Genomic DNA, 15,298 nt, shown 5'->3' with positions numbered 1-15,298 from the left:
AGATATCCTGTTAAATCTAAAAGGGTTAAGTTGGAAGTAAACCGCTTTTCCGTATTATTGTAATCCGGCATTGTCACTTTTACTTTCATTTGCAAGATGCGTTCGTCATTTACATTCCCCGAATTCCCTCAAAAGTGCGGTCAGTTTTAAAAGAGTTTTACGCCTTATTATCCAAATTCTCATCGGCATGGGCTTTGTTAATCGCTTGTTGTGCTTTGCGGATATGATTAAACCAACCGATTTTTTGTGTATCATTTTGGCTGTTCCATAAGGCGAGTGCGTTATTTAATGCCTTCTCCGCTTTACGACGGCGGAACGGGATGCCCCATGTAAAGGCATTGCAAAAGAAAATTAGCGGTTTAAAGCAACTGATTCGATAACGGTTGCCGATATGGGATAAAAATTCCGGTTTATCTTCATTAAGATAAGCTCGGATTGCTTGTAAAATATGGGTGTTATGTTCAGGATTCGGCATTGGGTACACGCCATAAAAGCTCGTGGTTTTCTGTTTGGATTGATAGTCTTTTATCCAGATTTGCAAAGAAAAGCGTTTATGTCCGCCAAAAGCGTATAAACCGAATTTGCTGTAAGTTAAACCGCTTAGCGGATCGCCTGTTTCCGGCACATAAGCAATGGAATGCGCACCGCATATTGATTGCCAGTAAATCAGGCGTTTTTTGCGGTTTATTCGGATTCCTCGGGGGCGGGGGAGAAATACTAAGAAAGTAATAATAAAGATCCATATAATATGAAAATATGTCCATAAATGAGCATATTTTCTATATTTGTTTATATATAAACTCTTATATTCTTCATATTTTTCTAATTTTCCTGTGTATTCACCTAACTCAATTCCTTTTTTCAGCATAGACATTTCTTTTTCGTATAAAGGAAATAATTTTTTATCAGAATTAAATGTCCATTCAAAGTTATCCTTTAGATTTTTAATCTCATATTGAAACGGCGTTAGCCCATTATTTATATCCATGGCACTCCCTAATAAAAACATAGCTAATAACAATGCTCTAAAAAAACCGCGGATATAACCGTCTAACAATGAATGCCGAATTTCAATTTCATCTTCGCCGCGTTTTCTTATGGAATAGCCTAAGTCTTCGTAAATATCATCTTTGTGCATTGAGATATCCTATTAAATCTAAAAGGGTTAATTTGGAAGTAAACCGCTTTTCCGCATTATTGTAATCCGGCATGGTCACTTTTACTTTCATTTGCAAGATGCGTTCGTCATTCACATTCCCCGAATATTTTGCCTTACTTTCATAAAAACTGCGGGTCGGCAAACGCCATGGCTCCGAGAATATCAATTTGGCTTTGCCCGCTTCAATAAATTCAATTCGCGGACGCATAGGGGAAGGATGAAAACCGCCTAAGGTGGATAATAACTGCACTTCCGTAACCTGAATCTGTTTTGCCAGTGTTTTATCAATGGAAGAATGTTCAACTAAAACCGTATATTTATCCAGAGAAGATAATTTTATTTCTTCCGTAATTCTAAAGTAGCGCTGCATTTCGATTTGATAAAAATCAATAATATTCTGAGAAATAATCATTTCGTCGTGGTAATTAAAATAACTATTAGTAAATTGGTTCCAAAATATATTATATCTTTCATTTGTCCAATCATATGCCTTAACAGGTGTTCCCCAGTAATTCACACTATTCCCCCAAAATCCACCCCGAATCCATAATTCCATTTCCTCCGGCGCAAATAAGGAATAAATTGTGCCTGCAACCACGGCAACTGCCCCCGCTACGATAAATAAATAGGCCAGTGCCGTTAAACCGCCCGCTAATAATGCACTGTTTATCTTCGCCGCATAGAGAATCCCTAATCCCCCCATGCCGGCTTCTACCATTAAGCCGCCTATACCCTTTGCCGTCGCCGACAACGACATAATCCGGTCGCCTTTATATTCCGCCTCTTTCCAAGAACCGAATTCCACCAATGCACCCACGCCGGCTAATAAGCTATTAGCGCTGATAACCGCGTTTTTGATTAGCGTCAGATTTTTCACTGTATTCGACGTATAAGCGCTTTTCCCGACAAAAATTAACCGTCCTTTTCTCGTTATATCGGTGTGCTGCTTCAGCTCTCTTAACGCTTCGTTCACATTCGCCTTTAATGCACCGTCGTCGGCAAACTCGCCGATAAACAAGGTTAATGCCGATACCGCCGGCGATTCGGCTAATTGCCCCTCTCGCGTATGGGCTTTACTTTCCTCCGCCATAAACATCTCGAAAAGCGGCGCATAAACTAACAGTTTTTTTAATCCCGCCGGTGTATCCGTAATTTGAAATAACTGATAATTTCCGTTTTCCAACGTCGGTAGCCGCGCGTTTTCCAAATGATAAGTCTGTTTGAGCTTTCGTACATTCTTCGGCACTTTGCCTTGACTTGACACATTATCCCGTTTCACCAGTTTAGCATTTCCGGTTTTCGGATATACTTGATAAATCGCTTGAATCTTCTGATGGGTTAAAGTGAAGTTCGATTTTCTGCCCAATTGCTGTAAATAAATTTTATCCACAAAGATATCGGCAACCAAATCAAAGGTCGCGACATTAAGTTGATGGGTTTCCGCCGACGTTTTTAAAACATCAAATACCGACTTCAAGTCGGAAAGGTTTTCTTTTAATGCTTTAAAACTGAAATCCGCCGGTCTTTGCATATCCGGCGCTAATGCCTCCGTAGTCCCCGCCAATGCAGCGACCATCGCATTTTGTCCTATCGGGGTAAAATCCAATCCGTAATATAAACCATGAGTCAGCAAACACCAGCTGTCGGCAACCGTTTCGGCAATGCGTTTAATATTATCCATTAACGACACATTATCTTGCGTTAATAACGCTTTCAATAACTCAATACGCCGTCTGATTTCATTACCGCTTATCAGTTGCGTGTGCACCTGAACAAGATAGCTAAACGGTTTACCGAAACGCCCCGTAATATTTGCCATTTTCGCAATTGCATTTAACCCGGGGATTTCGTCATCCAGCGCCAATTCGCGTTTTAATTGATTAAAAATATCCTGATGAGCGTTTTTCTGTAAATGTTCGTCTTGTACTACGCCTTTTAACGATTGATATTGCATAGCTAACGTATCCGGCGTATAAGTTAACCCCCTACCGCGTCCCCAACTGCTCAAACGTTCGTAATTTGCCTTTAATCTCTGATTAGTCGTGATTAAGCTACGCTGCATATAAGCATGAATCAATTGTGCTGTGGTTATGGCATATTCATATTTTTGCAATATGGCTTTGCGTTTGTCGTCCAAATACACATGAAAATGCGCTAAATCACGCATCGTGCCGACCATATCTTCCAAGGCGACGATTTCGCCCTGTTCGTTCCCTCTCGGGGTAATTTCCGGAATAAACCCTGTGGGAATACGACCTACCGTACTGAAGCGATATTGATTGCTCGGCTCTTGTATTGCAAATTTTGCATCCGGCGAAAAATCTTTCACGCACTCGGAAAGTGTTAAAATATCCACCGCACTTTCTCTTAACACAACGTGCTTCATCCATTGCCGTCGTACCTCAATATCCGCCGCCAGTTTATTCAGCAACGCTATCGGCAGGGCAAAATCGGAATACATTATTTCAATTTGCTTAATCGCTTTATTCAGCATAATGCACGGCGTAGAAAGCGGATTGACCGTCCAATTCTGCGACAGGTCGCCGTTTTCACAATGATATTGGCGAAAATGGTAAGGCATTGGCAGCTTGTCTCTGTGGCTTGACAGACTTTCCAATTCCGGAGAATGATAGCGATAGATATACCATGCCTTCGGGCTGCCGGCTTTTGCCGTAATCGCGCTTAAATCTCTCGGTGAAGACATATCGCCGGCTAATATATAAACATAGCCGTCACGCAGGCGGCGTAACTCATAATCCGCATTTGCCGTACTGCCGGTCGGCAAAGTCGGTACGGTGCCCGCCGTTTCAATATTTTTAAACGCTTGTTCGGACAACGCAAATCTGACCGGATAGACATAATAAAATTCCTGACATTCTTTACATATGGAATCAACAGGTTGTGGTTTCGGTTCAAATGGGGTCGGCATATTGATTTTATCCTATAAAATAGTTTAGTAGTTTATCGGCTCGTTCCGATTCTTCCGGGAACTGTCGGGCAAAATTTGCTTCTATTGTCTCAAAAAATCCCGCAGCTTGTCATGCAGCATGCCTTACTCAAAGTGCGGTAGGATTTCAAAAATTTTTTGAATCCGACCGCACTTTTCACACCAAGCTAATGTAATTCTTGTAAGGCATACACATTCATATGATCAATGCTTTTCATCCCTTCAACTAAGGCCTGAGCGGCAGCCATTGTGGTTTGCAAAAACACTTTATGCTGAATAGCACTGCGTCGAATTTCATAACTATCACTTAGTGATTCGGGTTGGTTATTTAATGTGTTGATAACAATGGCGATTTCGCCGTTTTTAATGGCATCGACGATATTCGGGCGTCCTTCTCGCACTTTGTTCACGGTTTGCACCGCCACGCCCCGTTCCCGCAAAAATTGTGCCGTACCGAAGGTTGCACATAAACCGTAGCCTTGTTCTTGCAACTGTTTGGCAATGTGTAACGCTTTTTCTTTGTCGCCGTCGGCGACGGAAATAAACACTTTACCGATTTTAGGAATATGCTCGCCCGCACCGATTTGTGCTTTCAGGAACGCTTCCGAGAAGGTTTCGCCTACGCCCATTACCTCGCCGGTGGAGCGCATTTCGGGACCGAGCACGGTATCTACGCCCGGGAATTTGATGAACGGGAATACCGCTTCTTTGACGAAATAATGTTGCGGAATCATTTCGTGTTGTACGCCCTGTTCTTCCAATGAAATACCCGCCATGACCCGCGCGGCGATTTTTGCCAACGGCATGCCGGTGGCTTTGCTGACGAACGGTACGGTACGGCTGGCGCGCGGGTTTACTTCAAGCACGTAAATCACGTCGTTTTGCACCGCGAATTGGACGTTCATTAGCCCTTTTACTTTTAAGGCGAATGCCATTTCGACGGTTTGACGACGAATTTCGTCCAGAATTTGCCGGCTCAAAGAATATGCAGGCAAGGAGCAGGCAGAGTCGCCACTGTGAATACCCGCCTGTTCGATATGCTGCATAATACCGCCGATAACCGCCCGAGTGCCGTCGCAAATGCAGTCCACATCCACTTCGATAGCATTGTTCAGAAAATGATCGAGAAGAATCGGGCTGTCGTTGGATACGGACACCGCTTCGCGCATATAGCGGTTGAGTTCGTCCACATTATAGACGATTTGCATAGCACGGCCGCCCAGCACATAAGACGGGCGCACCACCAACGGATAGCCTACTTCGTCCGCCAGTTTTACCGCTTCCGCCGCATTGTGTGCGGTGCGATTGTTCGGTTGTTTTAAATTTAACGAATTGAGAATTTGCTGGAAGCGTGCACGGTCTTCCGCCGCGTCAATGCTGTCCGCAGAGGTACCGATAATATTTACGCCGTTTTCCTGCAGGGCGTTCGCCAGTTTGAGCGGCGTTTGCCCGCCGTAATGCACGATAACGCCCCAAGGTTTTTCAATATGCACGATTTCCAACACATCTTCCAGAGTTAACGGTTCGAAATATAAACGATCGGAAGTATCGAAATCCGTCGAAACGGTTTCCGGATTACAGTTCACCATAATGGTTTCAAAGCCGCTTTCACGCAGAGCAAGTGCCGCATGCACGCAGCAATAGTCGAATTCGATGCCTTGTCCGATACGGTTCGGACCGCCGCCTAAGATCATCACTTTTTTGCGATCCGACGGATTGGCCTCGCATTCTTCCTCATAAGTGGAGTAAAGGTAGGCGGTGTCGGAGCTGAACTCGCCGGCACAAGTATCCACCCGTTTATAAACAGGGTGCAAATTGTAAGAAATTCTTAAATTTCTGACCGCACTTTCATCGGATTTTACCAGTTGGGCGATACGTTTGTCGGAGAAACCCTTGCGTTTCATGCGGCGTAGCTCGTCGGCGCTTAAATCGCCGAAGGATTTTTTCTCAAGTGCCAATTCTTCCAGCACCAGATCCTGAATTTGAACCAAGAACCATTTATCGATTTTGGTGTAGTGATATACTTCGTCCAACGACCAGCCGATACCGAAAGCGTCCGCTACATAAAGCAGGCGCTCCGGCCCCGGATTGGAAATTTCATGACGCAGTTTTTCCGTATCTTCGGTTTTCAAATTGAAACCGCAAATCCCGGTTTCCAGACCGCGTAAGGCTTTTTGAATCGATTCTTGGAAAGTTCGTCCCATCGCCATCACTTCGCCGACGGATTTCATTTGTGTGGTGAGACGGTCGTCCGCCTGCGGGAATTTTTCAAAGGCGAAACGCGGCACTTTGGTAACCACGTAGTCGATAGAAGGCTCGAAAGAGGCAGGTATCAGTCCGCCGGTGATGTCGTTACGAAGTTCGTTTAAGGTGTAACCCACCGCCAATTTTGCCGCCACTTTGGCAATCGGGAAGCCCGTTGCTTTGGAAGCAAGTGCGGAAGAACGGCTTACGCGCGGGTTCATTTCGATCACGATCATTTCGCCGTTTTCCGGATTTACCGCAAATTGCACGTTGGAACCGCCGGTATCCACACCGATTTCGCGTAGCACGGCAAGGGAAGCGTTACGCATAATTTGATATTCTTTATCGGTCAAGGTTTGCGCCGGTGCTACGGTAATGGAATCGCCGGTATGCACGCCCATCGGGTCGAAATTTTCGATGGAGCAGACGATAATGCAGTTGTCCGCTTTATCGCGAACCACTTCCATTTCAAACTCTTTCCAGCCGAGTACGGATTGTTCGATGAGCAATTCGTGGGTCGGCGAGGCTTCAAAGCCGCGTTCGCAAATGGCTTGAAATTCATCGCGGTTATAAGCGATACCGCCGCCGGAACCGCCCATGGTGAAAGAAGGGCGGATTAAGGTCGGAAAGCCCACTTTCGCCTGTGCCGCCCACGCCTCTTCAAAAGTATGACAAATAAAGGATTTCGGCGTATTTAAACCGATTTTCGCCATGGCTTCTTTGAAACGACCGCGGTCTTCCGCTTTATCAATGGCATCTTCCGTGGCACCGATAAGTTCCACGTTATATTTTTTCAGTACGCTGTTTTTGGATAAATCCAGCGCGCAGTTTAACGCGGTTTGTCCGCCCATGGTGGGTAAAATAGCATCCGGGCGTTCTTTGGCAATAATTTTTTCTACGGATTGCCAAGTAATCGGCTCGATGTAGGTCACATCCGCCATGTTCGGATCGGTCATAATGGTCGCCGGATTGGAATTTACCAACACCACTTTATAGCCTTCTTCCCGTAAGGCTTTGCACGCCTGCGCGCCGGAGTAGTCAAACTCGCAAGCCTGACCGATGACAATCGGCCCTGCGCCGATAATGAGAATTGTGTTTATGTCTGTACGTTTTGGCATGGTATAAATTCCTTAACTGATATGATTAATTGTGAGTGTAATTATTGAGTTAAATATTTCTGAATAGTAAATGGATAAGAAGAATCCAAATAAAAAAATCCAAATATATAGGCAAACTAATCCAATATAAATTGGAATAGAACTAACTGAGCCATAAGATAAAATCAATTTTTTTGTTAACCAAGATTTTTTTGATTGCTCTAAATGCAACGATACTATTTGTTTAGGTTCTTTTTCATTAAACAAAATTTTTAGGCTTAAACATTCATTTAATTCTTGTTCGATCTTGAATAACCTAGCTTCCCAATATTCTTGCCAAAATTTAGCACCTGCAGCCCCCTTCCATTGAAACCAAGACATTATGATTCCAACAAGAATTAGTATCATTAGTAAAACGGGGATGCTTTTGCCAGAGGTTGCGATAGTTGAAATACTAGTAAATAAAATACCTTGGAATAATATAAAAAAATTATTTCGTTGAACTAATTGCTCTATTTCTAAGTTTCTATTTTGGATACAGCGTTCATATAATTTTTCTAATTGTCGACTATTCATATTTTTCTCTACGGTACTAACAACTCACCTTGTCCTACTTTGATGACCTTACCGCCGACAAAAATCGTTTTGTTTTCATCGACTTTTAAGGATAAACGGTTCGGGCGGTCGATTTCGTCGCCTTGGTTAATCGTCCAATCGATCGGGCTTAAGCCGTTAACGATACACCAACCGCCTAAATTCGCCGCGGCGGAACCTGTGCCCGGATCTTCGGCGATTATGCCGTTTGCTTGGAAAAATAACCGCACTTTTGCTTGGTTATTTGCTGTAAACCAAACGTAAACCGAGCGATTCGGCAAGATTTGATTAAAAAGTGCGGCGGAAATTTTGCAATTTTCGACCGCACTTTCCGAGTTAACCCGAATTAATAATTGATTCGTGCCGGTGTTCACCCAATCGGCGTTGAGAATGTCGGATTCTTGCAAACCCAGCAATTCCGCACATTGTGCGGTGCTGAATGTGCATTCGGCAGTTTTCACACCGTTTTTCAGTGCGAGAGTAATTACATCGTTTTGATGATGAATCTCCACTAAACCGGATTGGGTTTCCAACATATAATCGTCACCCAAATTCAATAAAGTATGCAATACAAACGCTGAGCCAATAGTGGGATGCCCCGCAAACGGCAGCTCGCAGCCCGGAGTAAAAATTCTCAATTTTCTGACCGCACTTTTATCCGTCGCAGTCTGAAAAAATACGCATTCCGACAAGTTAAACTGACGGGCGATCAGCTGCATTTGTTCGTCCGTTAAATTGTCTGCGTCGGTAAATACCGCCAGCGGATTGCCGCCGAAATGGCTTTCGGCGAAAACGTTGACGAGTTGGTAGTTGTAGGATTTCATTATTCTTTATTAAAATAATCTAATTTGTGGAGCTATTATTTTTTTTAAATAAATAGAACCTTTATTTTTAATTTTATTGTTTATTTGATTACTATTTATATCTAGAAGATTTCTAAGGTTTTCCTCAGAACTAATGCTAATAAATTCATCTTTTGGTTTAAAATATACTAATGAAGACTTATCTCTCTGTAATAATTCTGCGATATTATTCAAGGAACCTATGCTTTTCCCATCCCAAATAACAAATCCGTAATCAGCAATATCTGCCATTTTTTTATCTTTAGCTTCAAAAAATTCTCGACCTTTAGCATCGGTCTCAATATTTTCTGATTTCCAATTACCAAGATTATTTCTACAGGTGTTTCCAGAGCAAAAAATAATCACATTTTTGTATGATTTATTTAGCAAAAGTTTTTGGATTGCTTTATCAATACCATTAGCATCTCCAACAACTATAGAAAATCCTTTATTTAATATGTTATTTGATATCCTTTCTGATATTTTTTTATTTAATTTGCTAATGCTTCTTGAACCTGAAAAAAAGATCGTACACATAATTTATTAACCTTTCGTTTTTGTCATTACTAATACGTTTACTTCTTTAGCTCCATTTTGTAGTAAAACATTAGTTGAGTATTCTAAAGTCGAACCACTAGAATAGAGATCATCAATTAGTAAAATTGTTTTATTTTTTAATGTTAGATCGTGAGAGTCTAGAATAATATTTCCTGTAAGAGCTTGTTTCTTATCTTCTATGCTAGATAGATTTTTTAGTGATGTTTTATTTTTAATTTTTTTCAGCACATGATGACATGGAAGATTGACCCTTTTACTTAACTCATCACCAATTAACATGACGGGTTGATATTCTCGGTGGTTTGAAAATGGCGCTGTTATTAGCATATCCATGCTTTCCCAACCAGAAAATGCATCTACTAATAAATCAACTATTTTTGAAACATTATTTGGATTCTGGTTATATTTTAATTGATAAACCAGCTCACCCATTTCGGTGCGAATGTTTTCGAAAAGAGGGTTGCCATACACATCATATCCTAAGAAAATACTAGATTTCATATGATAGTCATAGGCAAATCCTATGTGCCAGCTACCTTGTATTTCTATGCTCATATTTAATTCTCCATTATGTGCAAATTCAATGCTAAGTTTACCTCAAATTTTTTTCAAGGAATAATCTTAAATATGTAATTTCACTTTCTCATCTTATCAATAAACCGATCAAATAATTCTGCCACATCATTTGGGCCGGGACTGGCTTCGGGGTGTCCTTGGAAGCTGAAGGCGGGGCGGTCGGTGAGTTCGATGCCTTGCACCGAATGATCGAATAACGAGCGGTGGGTTATCCGTACGTTTTGCGGCAGGCTGTGTTCGTCCACTTCAAAACCGTGGTTTTGGCTGGTGATAAACACGGTTTGCGTATCGAGATCCTGTACCGGATGATTGGCACCGTGATGTCCGAAAGCCATTTTTTTTGTTTTACCGCCGACGGCAAGACCGAGTAATTGATGACCTAAGCAAATACCGAATAAGGGAATTTTGCTTTTCAGTAAATCCCGAATGGCGGAAACGGCGTAATCGCAAGGTTCCGGATCACCGGGGCCGTTGGACAGGAAAACGCCGTCCGGGTTCATCGCCAATACTTCGGCGGCGGGCGTTTTTGCCGGTACGACAGTGAGTTTACAGCCTCGCTCTGCTAACATTCTGAGAATATTGTGTTTTACGCCGAAGTCGTAGGCGATCACATTAAATTCCGTTTGAGCCTGTTCTGCATAGCCTTTGCCAAGTTGCCATTCGCCTTGTGTCCATTGATAAGGAGCTTGCGTAGTGACTTGTTGGGCTAAATCTTTGCCCGCCATGGAACCGAAACTTTTGGCAAATTCTACCGCACTTTTTTCGTCTATTTGGCCGGTCATAATGCAGCCTGCCTGTGCACCGTGATCTCGTAAATATCGGGTTAAGCTGCGGGTGTCGATATCGGCAATGGCAACGATGTTATTGGATTTTAAATAGTCGGAAAGGCTTTGATTGGCTCGGAAATTACTGTGTAATAAAGGTAAGTCACGAATAATTAAGCCTGCGGCATAAACTTGTTTGGATTCTAAATCTTCGATGTTAGTGCCGGTGTTGCCGATATGGGGATAAGTGAGAGTGACGATTTGTTTAAAATAAGAAGGGTCGGTGAGAATTTCTTGATAGCCGGTCATTGAGGTGTTAAAAACGACTTCGCCGATGGTGTGTCCCTGTGAGCCGATAGATTTACCATAAAATATCTTGCCATCTGCAAGTGCGAGAATTGCCGGTTTAAATATGTCAGACATTATTTCGTTCCTTTTTGAATAAAAATGTTGTTATTTTGCATAAGTAATCGTTTTTATCAAGTGTTTTTTGTAAATTTTCTGTTTTATTTTTCTCTCTTTGTTATTTGATAAGATCTTTTTCTTTTATGATTGAAGGGCATTAAAAAGTGCGGTGATTTTCACCGCACTTTTATTTTAACTTGCCATATTAAATGTTCGCAACTGCAAATATTACAATGACGGAATATAAGGTTGCCAGACCATAGAAAATCCAGCCGCCTGCCGGCACATGGACTTTCAAATCGTGCATGCCGTGATGTATGCGGTGCAAGCCGGCCCACATTGGGAAAATGGTTAACACTAAAATAACCAGTTTTCCAAACCAATGCTGTGCAAAGGCGATAATGTTATCCGGTGATACCAGTCCGAACGGTAATAAGATACCGAGAATCAGAATAAGTACGGGAAAAGCAAGACCGCTTACCATACCGCCGGCACTGAACATCAACCATACAGGTGGTTCGTTTGAACGTTTTGGATTTTGATTGACCATTTTGCTCTCCCTAGATATACACTAAAACTAATGTTAATACGGTTACAACCACGAATAAACCGCGTAATACCAACCGAATGGTTTTGGATGGTAATCCTGTGGTTCCTGCCATTACTTCGCCGGTCATATCAAATAATGTGGTTGCATGTAGTAATAATCCTGCCAGAGAGATGATATTTAAGATCACCACGATTGGATTTTGCAAAAACGGAATAAAGCTTTCTACAACACCATTCGCTTTGCCTAAGCAGATTACGCCGTAAAGCAATACAATGCTGAACCAAACGGTTGGTAACGCAGTGGCTTCGCGTACCATATAAAATTTATAGAAGTCCCAGCTTTTCCACCAAGTTGGGGTTATTTCACGCACGTATTTTTTACGTTTACTTACTGTTGCAGTCATAATTCCCCCCTTAATTCGGTTTTAGCATGGAAATCAGATAGTCTTTCGCACTTTCTAATTTGCCTTGGTTGATTGCCGCCGCAGGATTCACATGTTTCGGACAAACTTCGGAGCACGCACCTACGAAGGTACAAGTCCATACGCCGTTTTCACTGTTGATTAACGGCATACGTTCCGCTTTACCGTTATCACGGTTATCTAAGTTGTAGCGATGAGCTAATGTTAAAGCCGCAGGACCGATAAATTCCGGATTTAAACCGAATTGCGGGCAGGCCGCATAACATAAACCGCAGTTAATACACATGGAGAATTGACGGTATTTTTCCAATTGTTTCGGAGTTTGTTTGGTACGGCTTTTCGCTAACTCTGAAGACGGATGCGGTCGACCGTCCAGTGCCGGCATTTTATTGCCGATAATATAAGGTTTGATCGCTTCCAAACTTTCGATAAAGTGGCTTAAGTCCACCACTAAATCGCGTTCGATCGGGAAGTTCGCTAATGGTTCAATACGCATATGACCACTGTAATCACGCAGGAAGGTTTTACATGCCAATTTAGGAATGTTGTTTACCATCATGCCGCAAGAACCGCAGATCGCCATACGGCAAGACCAACGATAAGACAATTCAGGTTCAAGTTTGTCTTTTATATAACCTAACGCATCCAATAGGGAAGTTTGCGTATCGTATGGCACTTGATAGGTGCGCAAGTACGGCTCTTTATCCACTTCCGGATTGTAGCGTAAAATTTCTACATTCATAATTGCTTGATTAGCCATTTGCTTGCTCCTTAGCTTTTGCAGCAGCTTCTGCGGCTTCTGCTTCCGCACCATATAAACGTTTCGCCGGTTGTGATTTAGTGATTTTCACATCGCTGTATTCGATGCGTGGAGCTCCGTCAGCATTGTAGAATGCTAAGGTGTGTTTTAAGTAGTTCACATCATCACGTTCTACGTAGTCTAAACGTTGGTGAGCACCTCGGGATTCCTTACGCTCAATGGCAGAATTTGCGATAGATTGCGCTACATCAAGGATGTAACCTAATTCAACGGTATAAAGCACATCAGTGTTAAACACACTGGAACGGTCGGTAATACGGATACGTTTGTAACGTTCGCGTAATTCGTTGATTTTATCTACCGCACCTTGCATGGTTTCTTGGGTACGATAAATACCACAACCGTCTTCCATCGCCTGCCCCATTTCTTCACGAATTTCAGCCCAGTTTTCAGTACCCTCTTGATTGAACAGGTCTTCCAAACGGCGCACCACATCTTGCGCTTGAGCATCCACCGCAGTTTGGTTAGCCGCTTTCGCTTCCACCGCACGCTGTGTTGCGTATTCACCGGCAACGCGGCCTAATACTAATAATTCTGCAAGGGAGTTGGAACCTAAACGGTTTGCACCGTGTAAGCCGGATGAAGCACATTCACCCACTGCGAATAAACCTTGAATACGGGTTTCGCTGTTGAAGTCCACTTCAATACCACCCATGGTATAGTGCACCACAGGGCGTACAGGAATTGGTTCTTTAACCGGGTCAACGCCTTCGTAAGCGTTTGATAATTCGCAAATAAACGGTAAACGTTCGTGTAAGTATTTTTCACCCAAGTGACGTAAATCAAGGTGAACTACGTCTACACCTTTGGCTGTTTTTAAGGTGTTGCCTTTTTGTTGTTCTTGCCAGAATGCTTGGGATACTTTATCACGCGGACCGAGTTCCATATATTTGTTTTCAGGTTTGCCCACCGGAGTTTCAGGACCCAAACCGTAATCTTGCAAGTAGCGATAGCCGTTTTTATTCACTAAGATACCGCCTTCACCACGACAACCTTCGGTCATCAGAATACCGGTGTTCGGTAAACCGGTCGGGTGATATTGTACGAATTCCATATCACGCAACGGCACACCGTGGCGATAAGCCATTGATAAACCGTCACCGGTTACGATACCGCCGTTGGTGTTGAAGCGGAATGCACGACAACCGCCACCGGTTGCGATAACTACCGCATTGGCATTAATTTGGATTAATGTACCTTCCATCATATTCATCGCCACTAAACCGCGAGCGTGACCGTCATCCACTAAGATGTCTAACACAAAGTGTTCGTCAAAACGCTGGATTTGCGGGAATTGAATAGAAGTTTGGAATAAGGTATGTAATAAGTGGAAACCGGTTTTATCTGCCGCAAACCAAGTACGTTCGATTTTCATACCACCGAAACGACGTACGTTCACTTCACCGTTCGGTTGACGGCTCCACGGACAGCCCCAACGTTCAAGCTGAGTCATTTCTACCGGGGAATGTTGTACGAAATATTCAACAACGTCTTGTTCACATAACCAGTCACCGCCGGCAACAGTGTCTTGGAAGTGTTTATCATAAGAATCTTCTTCCTTGAACACGGCGGCGGCACCGCCTTCTGCGGCTACCGTGTGACTACGCATAGGGTAAACTTTCGAAACAAGTGCGATTTTTAGGTTGGGATTTGCTTCCGCAGCAGCGATTGCCGCACGTAAACCACCACCACCGGCACCTACGATTGCAATATCGACATTAACATTTTGCACGATATTTTCCTCCAAATTATTTAAGTAGAGATAGAATTGAATGTAAATATTCTGCCACTTTTTTTACATTCGTATAACTATTTTTTGGTAAAAAACGGCAAAATTTCTTATTTTTGTGATCTAACTCAAAAAAGCATTTTAGAACCGACCGCACTTTTTAGGGTAAGCACTATAAAAATGGCTAAACCCAGATAAAATAAGGGTTTAAATGAGATTTATTCTTATTTGTATGATGGGTTTAAAATAAAAAATCACCGCATAATCGGTTGCGGTGATCTTAAAAATTAATGTGGTTGATTGAGTGTCATGGATATATCATATAAACAGAGCCAACAGGTGACTGCCGAACCAATGGCGACCACTCCGTCAATTAAGTTACAAATAAGCCGTAATTGAATACAAAGTGCGGTGCAAATTAACCCAAAAGTATTAGGTAAAAAAGCTAAAAAATAATGCTCCGGTAGATACGAAAACAATGCTTAATAATGAAATCTGATTGGGCGTAGGGGATTGCCGTTGAGCGATTTTTGGCGCGAATGATTGTGCCCAATGACTGTTAGACTTGTCAGCGGACGGCGGTTTTTCTCTG

Annotated in this window: 12 protein-coding genes; all 12 read right to left on the bottom strand. The window is 42.7% G+C overall.

The window, feature by feature from the left end; genetic code table 11:
• Positions 1–157 precede the first annotated feature (157 nt).
• The 12 genes from EDC44_RS06250 to frdA all read right to left on the bottom strand — a co-directional run bounded on the left by EDC44_RS06250 (position 158) and on the right by frdA (position 14,709).
• Entirely contained in the window at positions 158–1,138 is a 981-nt protein-coding gene (locus tag EDC44_RS06250; RefSeq protein ID WP_131976472.1) for a hypothetical protein, read from the bottom strand.
• On the bottom strand, positions 1,125–4,088 hold the full coding sequence (locus EDC44_RS06245; RefSeq protein ID WP_131976470.1) for a toxin VasX: 2,964 nt from the start codon (positions 4,086–4,088) through the stop codon (positions 1,125–1,127). Before EDC44_RS06245 ends, EDC44_RS06250 begins: the two co-directional genes overlap by 14 nt.
• Positions 4,089–4,273: 185 nt before the next feature.
• The gene (carB, locus tag EDC44_RS06240; RefSeq protein ID WP_131976468.1) at positions 4,274–7,468 is read right to left on the bottom strand and encodes a carbamoyl-phosphate synthase large subunit; all 3,195 of its coding nucleotides are present in this window, start codon (positions 7,466–7,468) and stop codon (positions 4,274–4,276) included.
• 12 nt (positions 7,469–7,480) lie between these two features.
• Positions 7,481–8,023 (bottom strand): RipA family octameric membrane protein, encoded by a 543-nt coding sequence (locus tag EDC44_RS06235; RefSeq protein WP_131976466.1) that lies wholly within the window; start codon positions 8,021–8,023, stop codon positions 7,481–7,483.
• Positions 8,024–8,031: 8 nt separating this feature from the next.
• Positions 8,032–8,868, bottom strand: a complete 837-nt coding sequence (locus tag EDC44_RS06230; protein WP_207896742.1) for a PhzF family phenazine biosynthesis protein — start codon at positions 8,866–8,868, stop codon at positions 8,032–8,034.
• Between the two features lie 6 nt (positions 8,869–8,874).
• Positions 8,875–9,420, bottom strand: coding sequence for a DNA-processing protein DprA (locus EDC44_RS06225; RefSeq protein WP_131976462.1), 546 nt, complete (start codon positions 9,418–9,420; stop codon positions 8,875–8,877).
• A 6-nt stretch (positions 9,421–9,426) separates the two neighbouring features.
• Positions 9,427–9,996, bottom strand: coding sequence for a ComF family protein (locus EDC44_RS06220; RefSeq protein WP_131976460.1), 570 nt, complete (start codon positions 9,994–9,996; stop codon positions 9,427–9,429).
• Between the two features lie 80 nt (positions 9,997–10,076).
• The gene (gene carA, locus EDC44_RS06215) at positions 10,077–11,195 is read right to left on the bottom strand and encodes a glutamine-hydrolyzing carbamoyl-phosphate synthase small subunit (RefSeq protein WP_131976580.1); all 1,119 of its coding nucleotides are present in this window, start codon (positions 11,193–11,195) and stop codon (positions 10,077–10,079) included.
• Between the two features lie 196 nt (positions 11,196–11,391).
• A complete protein-coding gene (gene frdD / locus EDC44_RS06210) occupies positions 11,392–11,736 on the bottom strand; it encodes a fumarate reductase subunit FrdD (RefSeq protein WP_131976458.1) in 345 nt (114 codons plus the stop codon).
• A gap of 10 nt (positions 11,737–11,746) precedes the next feature.
• A complete protein-coding gene (gene frdC, locus EDC44_RS06205) occupies positions 11,747–12,139 on the bottom strand; it encodes a fumarate reductase subunit FrdC (protein ID WP_131976456.1) in 393 nt (130 codons plus the stop codon).
• 10 nt (positions 12,140–12,149) lie between these two features.
• Entirely contained in the window at positions 12,150–12,917 is a 768-nt protein-coding gene (locus tag EDC44_RS06200) for a succinate dehydrogenase/fumarate reductase iron-sulfur subunit (RefSeq protein ID WP_131976454.1), read from the bottom strand.
• Positions 12,910–14,709: a fumarate reductase (quinol) flavoprotein subunit gene (gene frdA / locus EDC44_RS06195; RefSeq protein WP_131976452.1), complete on the bottom strand. Its 1,800-nt coding sequence runs from the start codon at positions 14,707–14,709 to the stop codon at positions 12,910–12,912. Before frdA ends, EDC44_RS06200 begins: the two co-directional genes overlap by 8 nt.
• Between the last annotated feature and the right edge of the window lie 589 nt (positions 14,710–15,298).

The organism is Cricetibacter osteomyelitidis, assembly GCF_004340985.1.
Taxonomy (GTDB): domain Bacteria; phylum Pseudomonadota; class Gammaproteobacteria; order Enterobacterales; family Pasteurellaceae; genus Cricetibacter; species Cricetibacter osteomyelitidis.
Note: the sequence above shows the minus strand (reverse complement) of the source record. Positions and strands in the feature narration are given on the sequence as shown.